This window comes from Mesorhizobium sp. ES1-6 (assembly GCF_020164775.1).
GTDB lineage: Bacteria > Pseudomonadota > Alphaproteobacteria > Rhizobiales > Rhizobiaceae > Mesorhizobium.
Genome location: NZ_JAIUGU010000025.1, coordinates 1 through 17,539 on the forward strand (window position 1 = coordinate 1; position 17,539 = coordinate 17,539).

Genomic DNA, 17,539 nt, shown 5'->3' on the forward strand with positions numbered 1-17,539 from the left:
TTGGTGTAGGTGAAGACGTCGGTGGCTGTGGCACCTGCTGCCAGAGCCTGCACCGAGGCCAGGGCGTTGTTGAGCGTATAGGTGTAGGTACCATCGCTGTTGAGGTGCAGCGTGCCGTAAGTGCCGGCGAGGTTGTTGCCGACATTGGCGGCCGAACCGTTGACTGCGGTGACGCTGTGGGTATCGCCCGCGTCGACATCGGTGTCGTTGGTCAGCACATTGCCGCTGACCGGATTGGGTGCTGTGTCCTCTTTCACCGAATTGGTGTTAGCGACCGCGATTGGCGCATCATTGGTGCCGGTAATATTGACGACGATATTGTAGCTGGCGCTTCCGTCGGCCGACTTCACCGTCAGAGTGTCGGTGACATTCTGGCCCTGGGTCAGCGGGTCGGCGAGAGTCTGGTTGAGCGTATAGGCCCATACACCGGTTGTCGTATCGAAAGTGAAGGTGCCATAGGTGCCCTGCAGGCTGGGGGGAGCCTGGAAATGGTTCTGGCCGGCATCGGGGTCGGTGATGGACAGCTGTCCATGAGCGTTGGGATCGTTCAGCGTGCCATTGGCGACGCCGCCCGCTTCCACCACGGTGGTGTCCGCCCCCGGGATGGCCGTGATTATCGCGCCGTCATTGGTGCCCTGGATATTGACCGAGACGCTGGCCCAGCTCAGCGTTCCGTTGCCGAGTTTGATCGCATAGGTGAAAGTCTCATTGATCTGGTCGCCCGCCCCCATGGCTTGCAGGCTCGCGAAGCCATGCGCCGCCAGGTATCCACTAAGGTCCATCTCGACCTTCCCGTTGTTGATGCGGATGGAAACCCCGCCGCCGATGCTTTCCCAGGCTGAGATGCCAGTAGCTTGGACGTCCTGGGTTGTCAGGTCGACGGGGGCGTACTGTTTCGTGGCCGTCGATGCGGAAATCCCGTCATCGACCGAAAACAGGGACTTTGCGTTTCCACCCTGGTCGTTCGCCATCACGTCGAGAACTATGATGGTCTGGGACCCTGAAGCGAGGACTACGGTATCCTCAGTGCAGTTGAAAACGTCATCGTTCGCCTGCGGCGTGTTCGAAAACGACGCTGTGGTTCCACCTGCATCGGCGATTTTAGAAGCCATTTTCAACCCCCTGGTTATTAGAATGCAGACGCCCAACCATCTGCTTCATTGACAATCCTGAACGACCGGCTGCTTCCAGCCGTCATCCAAGGCACGCCGTCGCGCTTAGAACGGCCGCCTAAGCCGGCCATTCAGGGCGGATATTGAATCGATGCTGGTGGACAGGACGACACTTGTCGTCGCGTTGCGTTTCCTACCCAATCACATCATCCAACTCGTGCTTCTAGACCACGAATTTTAGATGCCCCTTATATTAGGAGATAATTAACTCTACTGGAGAGGAGCGTCAACGCCCAACTTGGCCGAACAGTTAATAGTTGAAAATAAGGGAGCCACAGCCGTCCGAATCGGGTCGTGAGATCGAACGAGCACACGCCGGAAATGCCGGCATACTCCCCGTGCAGGATGACAACTCTCTGGCCGATTAGGCCAGTTCGCTTGAACGCTCTGCGACCTCAACTGAAATCCCGCACCGAAGCGCCGACGTTCTTGATTCGGCGGCCACTCCTTCTTGCCCTCAAGGGTGCCGTCGTCGCTTACAACACCTGCAAGCTCGATGCTTTGAGGGAGCGTTTCCAGCTCTATGTCGACAAGGTTCTGGTTCCCACACTCGAACCCGGCGACATCGTCATCATGGACAACCTCGGTTCCCACAAGGGCAAGGCCGTGCGCCGCGCCATCCGCTCGGCCGGCGCCAGGCTGTTCTTGCTGCCGAAATACTCGCCCGACCTCAACCCGAGCGAGAAAATAGTGGAGGCTTGGCATTATAGGAGCGCTCTGGCCGTGACGTCAGAGCGCTCACCCAGCGATGGCGAAAGAACTGACGTCCACCGCTTCGCCCGATCGGGAAAGCCGCATGTTGGTCTCTAATCGACCCCGCTGCCAGGCAGATGCAACTCATATCCCGTGAAGACGGCAACGCCGTTATTGATCTCTATTTCAACGATCTCATTGATGAGAAAGTCCTCCGGTCCGAGATCGGCAAGAAGACCATCCAAGAGCTCCCTCTCTCACGAGGTCACACGCGTTTCGTATTGGTCAACTGCCGTGGGTCACCCTTCAAGATCACACGCTTCGAAGACTTTACTTTCACGCCCTGCTGGGAGAGCTTCTTGGGCCGCCCGCGCAGCGGGTGAGCGGCAACCCAGATCCTGGCGAGCTCGATCATCCGCGACGTTAGCCTGGGATATCCCTCGAGAACCTCCGCTTCGTCTGCGCCCTGCGCCAGCATCGCCGCGATCATTCGCGCAGGGATGCGGGTTCCTTTGAAGACCGGCTCTCCGCCCACAACTCCCTTGACGCGACCAATTGCAGCCTCCGCTTCGTCGAGATCGACGATGCGGGCTTTCAGCTGTTTACGCGCCTCGGCGATGTCGACTATCAACAGGTCATCAGCCCTTACGGTCATAGCAGTTGGGGCAGCTTTGATTTCCTCGAACAGTCGGCGACGGCGATCAGCGGTAAGTGTCGCACCCACGCCGTACCAGAGCTTGAGCCGCAGCAAATCCTCACCGGTCAATGCCCGTCGAACGATCCCGCCAGCGCGTTGGACAGCGCTTGGCACCGCATCGACAATGTGTTTGTCGATCGCATTGTGAACGGCCTTGATGCCTATCCCGCTTACGGCGGCCGCCTCTGCGGGGGTATAGACGCGAGTGGGTGCTCCCATAATTCTTCTCCTTGTGAAGAACAATATAGGCCTAGAGCGTCCCATCGTAAAGGCGCCTGCCGTTTAAGACCAAAGCGGTCGTTACAGGCATGGCCAGGCGCGAGCGTTCATACAAATGAACTTAGCGACCTATTTTGGATCCCTCCCGTTGGTTCCCCTGAGCGGTTTGTCCTGCTTGGCAGTGCGGCGACTTCTGTCGCCTCGACGTCTGGCAGATCGCACAACGTGTCGAGGGAAAAAATCAGAAGGAATTCCTTCGTCGTGACATAAGTGTGGGGGCGCGCTGGATCGCACGGACCGTGGTGATTATTTCTGGGAACGAAGCGAAGCGATCAAGCCACCGCAGACTTCGTTCCCAAAGCGCGCCGCCGGTGATCGGCGCGTTGCCGGAAGCGACCACGGGCCGACAATTGCTCCCAGCTACGATTCGACCAAGGATTGTCAGGCCGAGAGTGGTGGCTATGGTGCTCCATGTTGCCGCCGATTTACACGCCATTGCACGCCAATTCCCTAAGCACTCCCGATGGCGCTTTACATTCGCGGACCAGCGCGTTCAGATCAACAAGCTGCTTGGAAGGACACGAACCGACTACTAAGGCCGACCGGGGAATAGACGCGGACAGAGGGCGAGAACCCGACAAACCTGAGCTACCGTCGCCGTTTTCCCCCTACTCCCACTCGATTGTTTTCAACCCAGCTAGGTCATTGATCTAGCTGGGTTTTTCTTGCTTGCAGCACCGGAAGCCGACGCATGATCCGTCAGAAAGTTACGCTTTTGATTTTAAAGGGAAAATTGCCGTAAAATATTTTGAGGTTTCACCAACTATTGGGGCCAATCGGACAAATTTATTTCTCCTAGTCGCGCTCTAGCGTAACGTCACCGCCCGAAAAAAGTACCGTCACTTCTCCAGATAGCAGCATTTTTTCGGAGCGAAATCAACAGCCCTGGCAGGCCCGGAGGATGTAATGAAATCGTTGATTTCACTACATTTTTCGCGGGCCAAATCTACGACGCTTCCCGTATGGTTCCGTATAGGCCCGCGAACCCTTCAGTCGACTTTCGCCAAACCCGCCTGCTTGCCGAACATGAGCGGCCCTTGGGCCATGTTCCGGAATGGCCGAAATGGGGCGGAAGTGGCAGGTATGCTCCTCCGATGATAAGCTATCGTGCGAATTTGGTTGTCGACAGAGTGAAAGGCTCGGTCGGTGGTCTCGCTGCCTGGACGCGGCGCGTGTGTCAGATCGCTGCGGTAAACTGAATTTCGACTCGTATCTCCGGTAGCGCGAAACTCGCTCCCACCGTGGCACGCGCTGGCGGCTCGGCGCCATCGAGCCACTTGACCCATGTCTTGTTCATCTCATCGAAGTCCTTGACATCCCGCAACCAGATCTGCGCGAGCAGCAGGCTCGATCTGTCCGCACCGACGCTGCGCAGAAGAGCATCCGCTTTTTCCAGGATCTGCTGCGTCTGGCCGGCCGTGTCGGTGTTCTTGTCGTCGGCCGTTAGGCCCGAGAGATAAACCGTTCCGTTGTGAACGACGATCCGGCTAAGCCGATCGTTTTTCTCGAATCGTTCAATCTTTGCCATGGAGCAGGATCCTGAATGTCATGGATGGAAACGCAGACCGCATGATCGCGCTGACTTGCGTATAGTGAGGTCAGGCGCGCGCGACGGTGGAGCGTTGAGGGTTCGCTTGGAAGAACCGATGCGGGCGGAATGTTTCCATTTCGTCGTGTATCTTGCCGCGCACGACCTCGTCGGCGACCACCCTGCCCAACTGCGGCCCGATCGTCACGCCACTGTGCGTCACCGCCATATAGTGACCGGCGATGTCAGGCATCGCGCCAGCGCAAGTAAAGCCATCCTGTGGGAATGGCCGGACGGTCGTGCGAATGGCTTCCACGCCAGCGGACTGGAGCGCCGGCAGGACCTTGCTAGCCGCTTCCAACAACGCTGCCGCCTCATCACCGGTGGGGCTAAGCGCTTCCGGTTTCTTGAGGGTCAGGTCCACCGAGACCTTGTGGATCATGATCCGGCCAGCACCATCAGGACGGATATCCAGATCATCGGCATGTAACTGGCTCCTAAGCGTCAAGGCCACCGGTGGGGTGAAGGCGAGCACGCCAATCGTCGAAGACAGCGGGATACCCTGCGCGTCGCCGAGTCTCTGGCTGGACCAGCCGCCCGTGCAGTTCACGACAGCGTCTGCGGAATATCGCTCGCCATTTGCCGTGCGGACCGCCTGGACACGGCCGCCTTCGGTTTCGACCTGGGTCACGCGCGAATTGACGTTCAACTGCGCTCCCCAGCGCTCCTTCGCTGCCCTGAGAAGCCAGGCCGAGTAAAGGACTGGGTCTACCCAGCCTTCTTCCGGGTAGTACGAGATTGGATAGTCGCCCATGGCCGATACATCGATATCGGGCTCCATCTCGCCGACGAGCTTCTTGTCGATCCACTCAACGCCGTAGCCCCATTCCTTCATCTGCCGGAAGTTCTCGAAATAGTCGTCCATGGATTCCGGAGCCGTCCGCCAATCGAAACTGCCGGTCTGGGTGAACCAGGGCGCAACGCCGAAGTCGCGCTTGAGCTCCAGATGGGCGCGCATGCCCGCGACATTCAGATCAAAATAGGGCCGGGGCCGCTTCGTCGTCGCATTTGTCCAGGCAAAGCTTACCCCCGACGTTCCTCCCGCGATCCTCCCGGCCTCCAGCACGACCACGTTTGCGCCCGCCTTTGCGCATTCATAAGCGGCAGAGCTGCCGACGATGCCGGAACCGATGACGACGACGCGCATATAGAAAACCTCCAATGAACTCGCATTGCTCACGCCAATCGGTGTGTTGATATTGGCGAGCCAAAATCCTCCATGCCGCCGTTTGCAGAGCGACGACCGGGATGGATATGCGTTCTGACACTGCCAGATGCGGCGATAATACTTTTGCGTTGGCGGACACATCACGGCTGTTAACAAGCGCGGCATCCGATTCTGCGTGAAAACATTGCGACGGGTGGCAATCGCGGTCAATTGAACTGACCACTGCCGTTAATGGCCAAAAGTTATGAACCGCGCTCGCTTCGAGCAGATCGATGCGGTGCATGATCGGACATCGTCAACTTCTCGTTCGAAGTTATGAATTCCGCTGTCATCGGCGTGCCGAGGCAATGCTAGGCTTTTCAAACGTCTGGTGCACACGAGGGCGTCGAATGGAAGAGACTGCAAAGGTGAATGCCGAGACGGGCTTCCTGCTGATCGACAAGAACGCGATCCGGCAGGCGTTGTCTTTCCCTCAGGTGCTTGAGGCGACCGAGGCGGCGCTGCTCAAGACTTCGAACGGCGTCGCCCGTCAGCAGATCAGGCGCACGCTCGAGCTGCCGGGGGCGGCGGGAAGCTGCCTGTCTTTGATGTACGCGGCCTTGGACGACCGGCCGCTGTTCGGGGCGAAGGTGCTGTCGGTATTTCCCGACAATTTTTCACACCGGCTCGCGTCCCACCGTGGTGGGGTGTTTCTGTTCGACAAAGAACACGGGCGCCCTGTTGCCCTGATCGACGGGGGCGAGATCACGGCATGGCGGACAGCCGCGGCCAGTGCTGTCGCCACTAGGGCGCTTTCGCGCCCCGACAGCTCCATACTGACCGTGTTCGGCTATGGCGAGCAGGCGCGCCGGCATGTCGAGGCGATCGCTCATGTGCGTCCAGTCCGCGTGATCCACGTCTGGGGTCGTGATTTTGCAAAGGCACAGCGCTTCGCCGAGGATATTACGACATCCGGCTTCGAGGCGCAGGCGCATCACGACGCTGCCGAAGCCGTTCGCGAAGCTGACGTCATCTGCACGACGACATCTTCCCAAGAGCCGGTGCTGTTCGGCGAATGGTTGCCGCAAGGCGTCCACATCAATGCTGTCGGGGCAAGCGTGGCTGCATGCCGCGAGATCGACTTGGAGTGCGTGCGCAGATCGCTGATCTGGGTGGACTACCTGCCCATGGCGTTCGCAGCCGCAGGAGAGCTGATCGAAGCAGTCGAGAGTGGCATGATTGGCCGCGATCATGTTCGCGGCGAAATCGGCGAGGTCCTCGCCGGCGCACAGCCTGGCCGCACTAGCGACGCGGACATCACCCTTTATCGATCTCTTGGCGTTCCCGCCCAGGACATCGAGCTCGCCAACCTTGTCTACTTCTCCGCCCGGAATGCCGGGCTGGGCACTCCAATTGATTTCAGGTTGTGATGCCATGTTGAGCTGCCAGCGCGATCTCTTCACGCTTACTCGCGACACTGCTTATCTTGACGCCGCCTACATGTCCCCGATTCCGATAGCCGCCATCGCGGCCGGAGAGGCTGGCGTCAGGGTTAAGGCCGAGCCCTGGAAGATGACCATCGCATCCTACTATGACGAAGTGGAGCAGGCGCGGCAGCTTGCCGCCTCGATGGTGGGGGCCAATGCCGACGACATCGCCATTGTCGCCGCCACCAGCTATGGCATGGCGATCGCTGCTGCCAATGTCCCGGTCCCGGCCGGTTCGGCGATCCTTCTCATGGAGAACGAGCACACCTCGCATCGCTATGTCTGGTACGACCTTGCAGATCGCGCCGGAGCTTTCGTGGACATCGTTCCGCAACCTGCCGACGGCGATTGGACTGGCGCGATCGTATCGGCGATCCGGAGCTCGGATCGACCCATCGCGGTTGTCGCGGGCACCTTGGTCCACTGGTTCGAAGGGATGGCGATCGACCTGGAGGCCGTGGCGGTCGCGGCGCGGACAGCAGGAGCAGCCCTTGTCGTCGACGGCACCCAGTGGGTTGGCGCCGTGCCCTTCGATGTCAGTCGCGTTCGACCGGATTTTCTGGCCTTTGCCACCTACAAATTCCTGCTCGGCCCCTATCGCCTTGCATTCCTCTACGCCGCCCCACGCTGGCACGAAGAGGGACGTACGCTGGAGCATCATTCATGGAACCGGCTGGGTGGCGACAAGTCTGATTTCTATAAGGTGCCGGTGGCGAAGTTTCTTCCTGGCGCTCGGCGCTTTGACATGGGGGAACGTTCCGATTTCGCTGTCCTGCCTATCGCAATCGCCGCCATGAAACTTATCGAGGAGTGGTCAGTCGAACGCGTGTTTGAACGCCTGCGTTACCTCAATGACTTCGTCTGGGCTCAGGCGGAAAGCAGAGGGCTGGAGGTGGAGCGTCCACGACTGCCGGCGCCTCATATCTCAATCCTCGATATTGGCGACCGGTTGGCGCCGAACGCGGCGCAGGATTTGAAGCAGGCAAATGTTCACGTCACGCTGCGCGGCACAAAGATGCGGGTTTCACCGCATGTCTACAATGACGAAGAAGACATCGATCGCCTCTTTCAGAACCTGCCTCTTCGCTAGCGAAGACATGCGTTCGAAGGTGGCGCTGGCCATCTCAGCGGCGTTGCACGGCACCATCGCCTCCCTGCCCTGCCAAGGCCTGATCCTACCTTGTTCCCAAAGCGGTTATTCCGGCGTCGACACCGTTCATGAAGCTTCGCGTGGTCTGGATGAGATGCTCTGTAAAGGCGTCCGCCGCCGTCGATGCGATGACACCCCAGGGCCGATAGACGCTGAGGTTCAGATCGAGATGCGGCCGAAAGTCCCTGATCTCGATCGGCAGGTCGCGCGCCATCCAGGCGGAGAGCCGGTCGACGACCGTCACGCCGGCGCCGGAGGCAGCAAGCGCGATGCAGGCGCCGGACAGGCTGGCCTCCACCTTGAGTACGCGGCTGACCCCCCGTTTGTCGCAAAGCGCATCAAGTTGCCGCCGCATCGGATCGGCGGAGCCCATCGATATGAAATCGAGACCATCAAGGTCATCCGCCTGGATCACTTCAAGCTGCGACAGCGGATGCCCCGCCGGCATAACACATACTGGCGGCGTCGCGGTCAGCGCGCGCCTGACGATCGAGGGATTCTCTTCCGATGCCGTGACGCCGATGCCGATGTCGAGCTGATTTCGGCTGGCTCTTTGCACCACGGTCGCGGAGCTGCGGATATCGAGCGAAATGGACACGGATGGGTGCTGTTTTGAAAAGCTCGTTATGATCGAAGGCAGTATCGTTGAACCAAAGGCGGGGAGCGCGCAGATGTTCAGCCTGCCACTGCGCAGTTCGCGGATCTCCCTCGCGGCCCGCGAGATGCCGCGTGCGGACTCGAATACGCGCTGCACCTCTGCATAGAGCATGTGCGCTTCAGGCGTAGGGATCAATCGCTGCCGGCTTTTTCGGAAGAGCTGGAAATCCGCCTTCTCGGTGAGGTGCTGGAGCATTTTGCTGACAGCGGGCTGCGTGATGTCGAGCGCGTCGGCCGCCTTGGTCGTCGTTCCATGCAGCATCACGGACGCGAAAACCTCGATCTCGCGAGGTGTAAACTCTGCTTCCTTCGCAGCCGCGTCCCGTTCACCGACCTTCATGGGCGCTTTTCTCGCCTCCTCGTTCCCCGCGCCGTCAAAGCTGTGCGGCGCGGCCAATGTTAGCGGGACACACCCAATGTTCCAATAAGGAAAGGAATGAAGTTTATTCTCAAAGGTTATGACCTGAGGGAGCGCGTCAACGGCTCGTCAGCATATCGGCGAAGTCGAGCAAGGCGGCATCGTGGCCGGGGAGAGCAGCAAGCTGCACTGAGACCGGGAGATCGTTGGGCACTTGCAGCGGGATCGCCAAAGCCGGCACACCGAGCATATTTGCCCAGCGACGAAATCGACCGCCGGCCAGTCCCCACGGCACCATCTCTCCGTTCACGTGTGTCAGTTCGTCGGACAAGTGGGGCGCCGATCCGGGAGCTGTCGGGATAGCCAGAACATCCACGCCTGCCATTTTCTTGAGAAATTGTCTGCTGACATCGTTCCGCATCTCGACAGCTTCATCATAGGCGTCCGCACTGATGCGGATGCTGTCCTGAAGAAACGCGCGAACGGCATCGCCGACCAGATCCGGGTTCCGCTCGATAAGATCACGGTACGTTTTTGCAAACTCGCATTGCAGGATCGTCATTCCGGCGGCGACGAATGTCTCTGTGTCATCAAAGGGTATTTCTATCACACGTACCATCGGATGATCGAGCATCGCTGCCAATGCGGTCTCCACGGCGCTGTCGACAGGAGCGCCAACGAGTTCAGAGCAGACCCCGATCGTAATGTTCCCCAATCTGCCATATCTGTGGGCATTCCCTGGCGGGCTGAGCCGCTTTCCGGCCAGCGCTTCAGTCACAACGCGAACGTCGCTCACCGAGCGCGCGAGAACACCGACGCAGTCCAGCGAGGGTGCCGTGCTCATAACGCCGTTCGTGTCGATCAGACCATTCGTCGGCTTATAGCCAAACAATCCCGTTGCAGCGGCCGGAGAGCGGTTTGAACCGCCAGTGTCGGTGCCAATAGCAGCCGCGCAAAAGCCGGCTGCGACCGCGGCAGCCGATCCACTGCTCGTGCCGCCAGTCCCCCGGCTTTCGTCAAGCGGATTGACGACCTTGCCGAACCAGGGGTTGTCATGCCCGCCGACGCAAAGTTCATGAAGATTGGTCTTGCCGATGATGATCGCGCCTGCCGCCTGAAGGGCGGCCACGCAGGCGGCGGTATTCTGGGCGATGCGGTCGCCAAACAGACGAGATCCGGCTGTCGTCGGCCAATTCTCGACATCGAGAACATCCTTGATGGCCATGGGCACGCCATGCAGCGGGCCACGCCTGTGACCCGATCGAAGTTCGTCTCTGGCGCGCAGTGCCGCATCGAGTGCTCCAGCCTCGTCAATGAAGATCATCGCCCTGATCTGCCCGTTCAACTGGTGGATTCGTTCGAGGCAGCCTTCGACGATGTTGACCGGCGACAAGCCGGCGGTGATCCTAGCACTCGTCTCAGCGACAGAACCGCAAGCACTGCTTTTCATCAGGCAACCTCAGGCAACAGCATAAGACCGACGATGACACAGCCACGGATTGATCGACAGGCCTGGGCCTATGTCTCCGCCCGTGGGACTGGCACCGAAAACTCATAGTTTCGCTCAACCGGTGCGACGGTCATCGATACGCTTTGGGGTCGAGGCAAAGGGTCAACTGCTTTGTGCGAGGTTTTGACTCTCATAACTATTGGTGATGAACCGCGCTGGAGAGAGCATTAGATCGGCTCGATTTGAACTGCTAGCGTTTCCGCACACTGCGCTGGGAAGCCTCACCTGATTGGGCGGACTATCCGCTCGAAAAGGGGAGTACCCAAGCGGTCATGGCATCAATGCGCAATCAAAAAGTGCACACGCAAAAAAAGGGGAACAACCATGAAAAAGCTTGCAGTCGTCGTCTCATTGATCGCGGCGGTCTTTGGCGCCGCCGGCCCTGTCTCGGCGGCCGATGACGTCATCCGCTTCGGGGTTGCCGCCGAGCCGTACGCCCCCTTCTCGGTCAAGGATGCCAGCGGCAAATGGCAGGGCTGGGAGATCGACATGATGAACGCCGTTTGCACCGAGATGAAGGCGAAGTGCGAGATCGTCGACATCGCCTGGGACGGTATCATTCCCGCGCTGCTGGCCAAGAAGTTCGACGTCATCTGGAGCTCCATGTCGATCACCGACAAGCGCAAGGAGGTAATCGACTTCACCGACAAGTACTATTACTCGCCCAACGTCCTTGTCGGCGCCAAGGCAGACACGCGGCAATTCGATGTGACCGAGCCGGACACGTTCAAGGGCGTCACCGTGGCGGCACAAAGTGCGAGCCTGCAGGCAACCTACATGCAGGAAAAGTTCAACGGCATCGCCGAGGTGAAAGTGTATCCGACACTCGACGACGAGATCGCCGACATGCAGGCAGGGCGGGTGGACCTCATGGCGGCAGCAGGGATCCAGATCCAGGACTTCCTCAAGAAGCCCGAAGGCCAGGTCTATGAAATCAAGGTAACGCTGCCGCATGAGAAGATGTTCGGTTATGGCGACGGCGGCGGCGTGCGCAAGGAAGACACGGCACTCAGGGACCGCCTCAATGCCGCGCTCAAGGCTGTAAAGGCCAGCGGCGAGTACGACACGATCACCAAGCGGTATTTCGACTTCGATATCTACGGCGATTGATCATCTGGTTCACGCCTGGTGCCGGCTTCTCGATCGCGGCCGGCACCATCGAACTGAACTGGAGCCCGCCTTATGAACCCGACAGTGTCTTGGCTGACCCTGCTCAGCTTCGGAGACAAAGGCTGGGGCGACGAATTGCTCTTCGGCGCGTGCCTGAGCCTTGGCATTGCGATAAGCGCATATCTCGTCGGCCTGGCGCTCGGGCTTGTCGGTGCCGTGGCCAAGATCTCGAAGAACCGCGTGGCTCGCGCAACAGCCGGTGCATATACGACGATCATCCGGTCCGTTCCTGACATCCTCATCATTTTTCTCGTCTACTATACCGCGACCGACGCGCTGCGCTGGGTCGTGAGCCTGACGGGACTGACTTCGGAATTTCAGCTCAACGGATTTGTCGCCGCGACGCTGTCGCTCGGCATCGTGCAGGGCGGGTACAGCACCGAGGTCCTGCGCGGTGCGATCATCGCTATCCCGAAAGGTCAGTTGGAGGCAGCCCATGCACTCGGCCTGACACGTCGCCAGACATTCTTCCTGGTGACCTTGCCTCAGATGATCCCGCTGGCGCTTCCTGGCCTTGGCAATTTGTGGCTTGTCGTTCTCAAGGAAAGCTCGCTGGTCAGTCTCATCGGCTTCACGGAGCTTGTCCTGGCGGGCAAAATGGCCGCCGGCGCAACGCACGATTATTTCGTGTTCTATTGCGCGATCGCATTCGTTTTTCTCGTGATGTCAGGTGTGTCGGCGATGCTTTTTCAGGGCTTGGAAGCCGCCACCGCCAATCCAGGAAGGCGAAAATAGCGTGACAGAGTTCGAGGGATATCTCGCCAGCCAACTCCTGGCAGGCGTTCAGACAACCATCGTCCTGTTTGCCGGCTGCGCGGTGGTCGGCAATCTCCTTGCGATACCGATCGCCTTGGCTCGTCTGTCCAGCAGGCGATGGGTACGCTATCCAGCAGATGCCTTCGCTCTGGCATTTCGAGGCACTCCGCTCCTCGTCCAGCTTTACCTCTGCTACTACGGCGTAGGCCAGATCCTCGCCGGAATCCCTGCCATACGATACAGCGTGATGTGGCCCCTTTTGCGAGGTGCCTCCTGCTATGCGTTTTTCGTGCTGTCCCTGAACACGGCGGCTTACTGCAGCGAAATTTGGAAAGGCGCGATACGGTCAATCCCGGAGGGACAGCGCGAGGCCGGCCAGTCGCTTGGCCTGTCGAAAACACGGATCATGATTTCCGTGCTGCTCCCTCAGGCTTTCAGGTTGGCGCTGCCGGCGATCGGCGGCCAGAATATCCTGCTGTTGAAGGGCACCGCGCTGGCCTCGACGATCACCGTCTTCGAATTGATGGGAGCCGCGAACCTCGTTCGTGCTCAGACTTTTCGGGTTTACGAGCCACTGTTCGCCGCGGCGCTGGGATATTTCATGCTAGCCGCATTGGTGACGACCGGCTTCGGTTTCTTCGAGAGAAGGCTAGCGCCGCGGTATTGACGACGCCGATATATTGTCACCTAGGCTTCGACAAGACCTGTCGCAGCACGCTTTCGAGCTGGCCCGGCACTTCTTACGGGATACACGCTACGCCGCCTTTTGCACGCCGTTCTACGCTATTGCTCTCTCCCTTTCCTAAAGGTCTTTACTCGATCAGGAGCGTAGTTCAGATGGAGTGGCTAGATCGGAGATGGCGCATGCCTATTGGAAGTGAGACACGGACGCGAAAAGCTTCTTATGGCTGCGAAAGTCGCCGCCGAAACTACGCTATTGCCGCCGTTTGTACCCGTCACTCCCACTCGATTGTTCGGGATCATAACAACCATTTGAATTTATTGCAGAAAATATTTTTCGTCCAAATACTACCGACCTAGGACCCATCAGAAAGCTACGCTGTTGATATCGTTGAGGAATTTCCACCGACCTCTTCAAGCCATCTATCGACTACTATCGATTTTCGGCGCGAGCAGCGCCGCCAGACTTATCTCGAAGGTCGGGCGAAGATCGCACCCGGACCGGATGTCCATCAGCGCAAAACCCGACCCGTAAAGCGGACAGACGGCCCGGCGAGCTGAAACGGAGACCGCCGCATTAGGCGGGGTGCGGTGGTCCCACCCGTTTCTACTCGAGAGTCGGCCACGACGTTGTTGCACGTCCAGCGACTTTCTGGATCTCGCCGAGCGCCCTGCTGTCGATTAGGCGCTCTCCCACCTCGCGAACAGCGGCAAGCTCCGCCGTTTGGCGCGAGACCTCTATGATCTGCCTAAGCTCCATAGCGGACGTGCGCTACTTTCCCCTGCCCCACATCACGTTGCACGGGCGTTGGCGCGGGATCTAAGGTGCTGATCACCGGCGCCCGTGCTGCCGATCTGCTCGGGTTGACGAAAAAGGTGCCGGCTCAGAGCATTTATCTGACCGACGGACCGTCCCGGCGGGCGATCGTGGGGAAGAGTATGATCGATCTGCGCCATCATCATCCAGCATCTGATCCTGCCAGAGAGCGCTTCCGGCACCGTTGTTCAGGCCCTTCGTCATCTCGGTCCGACACGAGCCGATGATGTCGCTCGCATTGCCACTCGATCATTTTCTGCAACCGACAAGAAGAAGCTTGCCGCGTCCAGGCGCCGTTCTAGATGCATCAACGCTGCTCGAGATCACGGCTATCGAACTTGAGGATGAGCAGAAATCGACTTCGGGAAACGCGACGGGCGGAGGCTCGGGAATGTTGCACTCGGTGCGGAGGTCGAGTGCAACACTACAGAAGCTATGCTGCGCTCTCGGCCTGTTTCAGGTGGCTCAGACTTTCGAGAATGGCAGCGTGAACCGCCACCGCCCGGGAGTCGCCCCCGCTAAGACCTTTCACGATCTCGCCCAGCAACGCCATATCGAAGCGACGTAACGTCGGTATGAGGTCGTCAGGATCAAAACCTTTAGGCGGGTTTGCGAAGAGTTTGATCAGGGCGCCGAATATCGACGCTCCGTAGGTAAGAGGGCGAGCCTCATACGCCTCGGCTATGCTGGTCAATGCCGCAGAGACGATCGCCGGACCATGCCGTCGCAACGCTGTAGCAATCGAGGACGTGAAAGCGACCTCCCCAGCCTTCCACGCGGTGGATGAGGTATTACGAGCCATCCTCAAACCGGCCTCGGTTACCAGCCGCTGGATCTCTATCGCATCCTCATCTGCCGCTGCCAATGCAGCATGGAAATCATCCAGACGGTTCATCGGTTTGCGTGCTCGGTTGGCAACGATGAACATACGCGCTTCATCTTCAGGGCTGTCATAGGTGAAAAGGCAGCATGGCAAATGCGGCAGGTCGCCTCTTCGCACAGCTGCCGCCCAGCGGTGTTGCCCGTCTATGATCACCTTCAATCCTTCCGGTCGTCGCGAGACGACTAGCGGAGCGCAGAGACGCCAGTCGAAATTGGCGGCTATGCTTGCAATCAGACGTCGGGAGCCCTCATTGTCGATCGACCGCTGATAGGACTGGTCGACAGTGAGTTCGGTCGTATGCAGCCATTCGATGCTCGGCGGCTTTCCTATGGGGGACCGAAATCCGGTCTTGCGCTCGCCTCCGCGCCATCTTCCCTTTCTGGCTTTGCTCTTCGTACCGAACTGGGCATCCTTGCCAGGTCCAATGGCGGCGATCGGCATTGCCGCTTCCGCTCCAAATCCATTGACCAGCTGCGGAATTTCATCCGGTGAGCGCGACCAGAGTTGTCCTTGGTGCTCAACTACGATGTCGCCAGGGTGCACCCTTGTGGTGCCGACAGGTGTGGCAATGAGAAACGTACCGTTGGATGCGAGATCGCCCGACATTTGCGTCCGCACCCAATCCGGGATCGAAGATCCGTCGTTGATCCAATTTCGCACGTCTCTGAGTTCGTTGGAAGCGTGTTGGAGTATCATTTCTAGGTCTCCTGAAAGGCTCGCAAGCTTCGTGCTGACGAGCGACCAGGAAGTGCGCTCCGAACGTGCAACCTGGATGACTCGCGACACCGACGTGGAAAGGCGGCGCTGGAATTCTGAAGCCCAATGCGCTATATGACCATCTATATGGTCAGGAGCGAGACATGGGTGCGATCAATCTGGCGGACGCCAAAGCCCATCTGAGCGAGTTGGTCGACCGGGTCGAGGCGGGCGATTCGGTCGACATCACCCGTCGCGGCAAGCCGGTCGCACGGCTTACCGCCGTGGCCAGGCCGCGCAAGCCGATCGATGCCGCGGTGCTCCAGTCGCTCACGGGAGCGACACCGCCCCAGTCCCAGAGCGCCGCTGATCTCGTGCGGTCGATGCGGGACGGCGATCGCTACTGAATGCTCTATCTCGATACGTCGCTGATCGTCGCGGCGCTCTCAAACGAAGCGATGACGCCGCGTGTTCAGGCCTGGCTGGCAGAGCAGGATCCGGAGCAGCTTCTGATCAGCGATTGGACAGTCACCGAAATGTCGTCCGCCATGGCGATCAAGCTGCGGACCGGGCAGATCGGCCTGGAGGAGCGCGCGGCAGCACTTGCCATGTTCAACAAGCTGGTCGCCGAGAGCTTCACCTTGCTGCCAGTGACCGGCGGGCAGTTTCGGGCGGCCGCAAGGTTCGCCGATCAGCATGCCCTGGGGCTTCGTGCGGGTGACGCGCTGCACCTCGCAATAGCGTCGGAGCATGGCGCCACGGTACATACGCTCGACCAGCGGCTGGCCGACGCCGGGCCGGCACTCGGTGTGCCGGCACAGTTGCTGGCATGATCCGAGCCTTCTCCAGATTGACTGATCAACTCTGGTGCCGGTCATGGCTGGTGACTGGTCCGATGAGCAGAACGATGCAATCGTGGCGGATTATTTCGCGATGCTCGCGGACGACATCGCCGGGCAGTCTTACAGCAAGGCCGAGCATAACCACTTGTTGCAGGCGGTGATCGATCGGCCGCGCGGCTCGATCGAATACAAGCATCAGAACATCCGCGCTGTGCTCAAGGGGTCGGTGAGGACTGGATCCCAAGCTACAGGCCAGCCTTCAATTTCCAGGCGTCGCTCATCGATGCGGTGGTGCGCTGGCTCGATCATCATCCGAGTTGGCTCGCATCCACCGCCCGGATGGCAATGGAGCCTTCGCCATCGGCGCTTCGGGAAGAAGCAATGCTGTGGATCGGCCCGCCGCCGACGCACAGCAACGCGCCACCGCCTGACGAGCTCGAGCAGATAACCGCCATCGCGGCAAATACGATGTGGCCGGGCGTGATGCCCGCAATCGCACGCTGGGGCGCGCCGGCGAGCAACTTATCCTCGCGCATGAGCTGCCAGCCTGCTTGCCGCCGGCCGAACCGATCTCGCTGAACGCATTCGCTTGGTGTCGCATGTCGACGGCGATGGTGCCGGCTATGATATCCTGAGCTTCGAAACCGACGGCAGCGATCGGCTGATCGAGGTGAAGACCACCAATGGCTGGGAGCGCACGCCGTTTCACATCACGCGCAATGAACTGGCCGTTGCCGAGGAGCGTCGTGATGACTGGCGGCTGGTGATGTTGTGGAATTTTGCGCGGGAGCCGAAGGCGTTCGAGTTACGTTCGCCACTGGAGGCGCATGTATCATTGATGGCATCAAGTTTTCAGGCGAACTTCTTATAGGGGGCCATTAGATGTTTAGTCCCGGCATTTGCTGGAGCGGATTGAGGGTGAATCGTTCGGGCTCTTTTGTCCAGGCCCTACAGAT

At 59.4% G+C, this 17,539-nt stretch carries 20 protein-coding genes and 1 pseudogene; 10 read left to right on the top strand and 11 right to left on the bottom strand.

Features of this window, described 5'->3' with window-relative positions:
• Positions 1-1,112: VCBS domain-containing protein (locus LB564_RS31270; protein WP_224542888.1), on the bottom strand; the 1,112-nt coding region annotated here is incomplete at its 3' end.
• Between the two features lie 567 nt (positions 1,113-1,679).
• Here LB564_RS31270 and LB564_RS31595 point away from each other — a divergent pair.
• Positions 1,680-1,982: pseudogene (locus LB564_RS31595) on the top strand (transposase); the annotation flags it as partial.
• Here the strand turns inward: LB564_RS31595 and LB564_RS31600 are convergent.
• The 5 genes from LB564_RS31600 to LB564_RS31300 all read right to left on the bottom strand — a co-directional run bounded on the left by LB564_RS31600 (position 1,979) and on the right by LB564_RS31300 (position 5,880).
• The gene (locus LB564_RS31600; RefSeq protein ID WP_263491685.1) at positions 1,979-2,110 is read right to left on the bottom strand and encodes a hypothetical protein; all 132 of its coding nucleotides are present in this window, start codon (positions 2,108-2,110) and stop codon (positions 1,979-1,981) included. The pseudogene LB564_RS31595 and the gene LB564_RS31600 overlap by 4 nt on opposite strands.
• 20 nt (positions 2,111-2,130) lie before the next feature.
• Positions 2,131-2,781 (bottom strand): DUF433 domain-containing protein, encoded by a 651-nt coding sequence (locus LB564_RS31280; protein WP_224542889.1) that lies wholly within the window; start codon positions 2,779-2,781, stop codon positions 2,131-2,133.
• Positions 2,782-4,018: 1,237 nt separating this feature from the next.
• A complete protein-coding gene (locus tag LB564_RS31290; RefSeq protein WP_224542890.1) occupies positions 4,019-4,369 on the bottom strand; it encodes a RidA family protein in 351 nt (116 codons plus the stop codon).
• A gap of 70 nt (positions 4,370-4,439) precedes the next feature.
• Positions 4,440-5,576, bottom strand: a complete 1,137-nt coding sequence (locus tag LB564_RS31295; RefSeq protein WP_224542891.1) for an NAD(P)/FAD-dependent oxidoreductase — start codon at positions 5,574-5,576, stop codon at positions 4,440-4,442.
• Positions 5,524-5,880, bottom strand: coding sequence for a hypothetical protein (locus tag LB564_RS31300; RefSeq protein WP_224542892.1), 357 nt, complete (start codon positions 5,878-5,880; stop codon positions 5,524-5,526). Before LB564_RS31300 ends, LB564_RS31295 begins: the two co-directional genes overlap by 53 nt.
• Positions 5,881-5,986: 106 nt before the next feature.
• Here LB564_RS31300 and LB564_RS31305 point away from each other — a divergent pair, with 106 nt between their 5' ends.
• Together LB564_RS31305 and LB564_RS31310 are read left to right on the top strand one after the other, a co-directional pair.
• The gene (locus tag LB564_RS31305; protein WP_224542893.1) at positions 5,987-7,006 is read left to right on the top strand and encodes an ornithine cyclodeaminase family protein; all 1,020 of its coding nucleotides are present in this window, start codon (positions 5,987-5,989) and stop codon (positions 7,004-7,006) included.
• A 4-nt stretch (positions 7,007-7,010) separates the two neighbouring features.
• Positions 7,011-8,153 carry an aminotransferase class V-fold PLP-dependent enzyme gene (locus LB564_RS31310; RefSeq protein ID WP_224542894.1) on the top strand — a complete coding sequence of 381 codons (1,143 nt, stop codon included), beginning with the start codon at positions 7,011-7,013 and terminating at the stop codon, positions 8,151-8,153.
• Positions 8,154-8,238: 85 nt separating this feature from the next.
• Here the strand turns inward: LB564_RS31310 and LB564_RS31315 are convergent, their stop codons facing one another.
• Both LB564_RS31315 and LB564_RS31320 read right to left on the bottom strand, forming a co-directional pair.
• Positions 8,239-9,210: a LysR substrate-binding domain-containing protein gene (locus LB564_RS31315; RefSeq protein ID WP_224542895.1), complete on the bottom strand. Its 972-nt coding sequence runs from the start codon at positions 9,208-9,210 to the stop codon at positions 8,239-8,241.
• A gap of 136 nt (positions 9,211-9,346) precedes the next feature.
• Complete coding sequence (locus tag LB564_RS31320; RefSeq protein WP_224542896.1) at positions 9,347-10,621, bottom strand: amidase; 1,275 nt, start codon at positions 10,619-10,621, stop codon at positions 9,347-9,349.
• A 441-nt stretch (positions 10,622-11,062) separates the two neighbouring features.
• Here LB564_RS31320 and LB564_RS31325 point away from each other — a divergent pair, with 441 nt between their 5' ends.
• From LB564_RS31325 to LB564_RS31690, 4 genes are all read left to right on the top strand, one after another.
• Positions 11,063-11,848: a transporter substrate-binding domain-containing protein gene (locus tag LB564_RS31325; RefSeq protein WP_224542897.1), complete on the top strand. Its 786-nt coding sequence runs from the start codon at positions 11,063-11,065 to the stop codon at positions 11,846-11,848.
• A gap of 72 nt (positions 11,849-11,920) precedes the next feature.
• On the top strand, positions 11,921-12,643 hold the full coding sequence (locus tag LB564_RS31330; protein WP_224542898.1) for an ABC transporter permease: 723 nt from the start codon (positions 11,921-11,923) through the stop codon (positions 12,641-12,643).
• Between the two features lies 1 nt (position 12,644).
• A complete protein-coding gene (locus tag LB564_RS31335; protein WP_224542899.1) occupies positions 12,645-13,331 on the top strand; it encodes an ABC transporter permease in 687 nt (228 codons plus the stop codon).
• Positions 13,332-14,221: 890 nt separating this feature from the next.
• Entirely contained in the window at positions 14,222-14,389 is a 168-nt protein-coding gene (locus LB564_RS31690) for a hypothetical protein (RefSeq protein WP_318012873.1), read from the top strand.
• Between the two features lie 206 nt (positions 14,390-14,595).
• Here the strand turns inward: LB564_RS31690 and LB564_RS31345 are convergent, their stop codons facing one another.
• Positions 14,596-15,741, bottom strand: a complete 1,146-nt coding sequence (locus LB564_RS31345) for a DUF6551 family protein (protein WP_224542900.1) — start codon at positions 15,739-15,741, stop codon at positions 14,596-14,598.
• A 164-nt stretch (positions 15,742-15,905) separates the two neighbouring features.
• Here LB564_RS31345 and LB564_RS31350 point away from each other — a divergent pair, with 164 nt between their 5' ends.
• Positions 15,906-16,148 carry a type II toxin-antitoxin system Phd/YefM family antitoxin gene (locus LB564_RS31350; protein ID WP_224542901.1) on the top strand — a complete coding sequence of 81 codons (243 nt, stop codon included), beginning with the start codon at positions 15,906-15,908 and terminating at the stop codon, positions 16,146-16,148.
• On the top strand, positions 16,149-16,574 hold the full coding sequence (locus tag LB564_RS31355; protein ID WP_224542902.1) for a type II toxin-antitoxin system VapC family toxin: 426 nt from the start codon (positions 16,149-16,151) through the stop codon (positions 16,572-16,574). It begins immediately after the preceding gene.
• 25 nt (positions 16,575-16,599) lie between these two features.
• Here the strand turns inward: LB564_RS31355 and LB564_RS31360 are convergent, their stop codons facing one another.
• Both LB564_RS31360 and LB564_RS31365 read right to left on the bottom strand, forming a co-directional pair.
• On the bottom strand, positions 16,600-16,779 hold the full coding sequence (locus LB564_RS31360) for a hypothetical protein (RefSeq protein WP_224542903.1): 180 nt from the start codon (positions 16,777-16,779) through the stop codon (positions 16,600-16,602).
• Between the two features lie 112 nt (positions 16,780-16,891).
• Positions 16,892-17,119 (bottom strand): hypothetical protein, encoded by a 228-nt coding sequence (locus tag LB564_RS31365; RefSeq protein WP_224542904.1) that lies wholly within the window; start codon positions 17,117-17,119, stop codon positions 16,892-16,894.
• Between the two features lie 56 nt (positions 17,120-17,175).
• On the opposite strand from LB564_RS31365, the gene LB564_RS31370 reads away from it, so the two are divergent.
• A complete protein-coding gene (locus LB564_RS31370; protein ID WP_224542905.1) occupies positions 17,176-17,454 on the top strand; it encodes a DUF3883 domain-containing protein in 279 nt (92 codons plus the stop codon).
• Positions 17,455-17,539: the final 85 nt, after the last annotated feature.

Excerpts from the sequence above, each read along its gene's own strand:
- LB564_RS31280 (WP_224542889.1), bottom strand. The coding sequence starts at position 2,781 with ATGGGAGCACCCACTCGCGTCTATACCCCCGCAGAGGCGGCCGCCGTA.
- LB564_RS31290 (WP_224542890.1), bottom strand. The coding sequence starts at position 4,369 with ATGGCAAAGATTGAACGATTCGAGAAAAACGATCGGCTTAGCCGGATC.
- LB564_RS31295 (WP_224542891.1), bottom strand. The coding sequence starts at position 5,576 with ATGCGCGTCGTCGTCATCGGTTCCGGCATCGTCGGCAGCTCTGCCGCT.
- LB564_RS31300 (WP_224542892.1), bottom strand. The coding sequence starts at position 5,880 with ATGCACCGCATCGATCTGCTCGAAGCGAGCGCGGTTCATAACTTTTGG.
- LB564_RS31305 (WP_224542893.1), top strand. The coding sequence starts at position 5,987 with ATGGAAGAGACTGCAAAGGTGAATGCCGAGACGGGCTTCCTGCTGATC.
- LB564_RS31310 (WP_224542894.1), top strand. The coding sequence starts at position 7,011 with ATGTTGAGCTGCCAGCGCGATCTCTTCACGCTTACTCGCGACACTGCT.
- LB564_RS31315 (WP_224542895.1), bottom strand. The coding sequence starts at position 9,210 with ATGAAGGTCGGTGAACGGGACGCGGCTGCGAAGGAAGCAGAGTTTACA.
- LB564_RS31325 (WP_224542897.1), top strand. The coding sequence starts at position 11,063 with ATGAAAAAGCTTGCAGTCGTCGTCTCATTGATCGCGGCGGTCTTTGGC.
- LB564_RS31330 (WP_224542898.1), top strand. The coding sequence starts at position 11,921 with ATGAACCCGACAGTGTCTTGGCTGACCCTGCTCAGCTTCGGAGACAAA.
- LB564_RS31345 (WP_224542900.1), bottom strand. The coding sequence starts at position 15,741 with ATGATACTCCAACACGCTTCCAACGAACTCAGAGACGTGCGAAATTGG.
- LB564_RS31350 (WP_224542901.1), top strand. The coding sequence starts at position 15,906 with ATGGGTGCGATCAATCTGGCGGACGCCAAAGCCCATCTGAGCGAGTTG.
- LB564_RS31355 (WP_224542902.1), top strand. The coding sequence starts at position 16,149 with ATGCTCTATCTCGATACGTCGCTGATCGTCGCGGCGCTCTCAAACGAA.
- LB564_RS31360 (WP_224542903.1), bottom strand. The coding sequence starts at position 16,779 with ATGCTTGTATTCGATCGAGCCGCGCGGCCGATCGATCACCGCCTGCAA.
- LB564_RS31365 (WP_224542904.1), bottom strand. The coding sequence starts at position 17,119 with ATGCGCGAGGATAAGTTGCTCGCCGGCGCGCCCCAGCGTGCGATTGCG.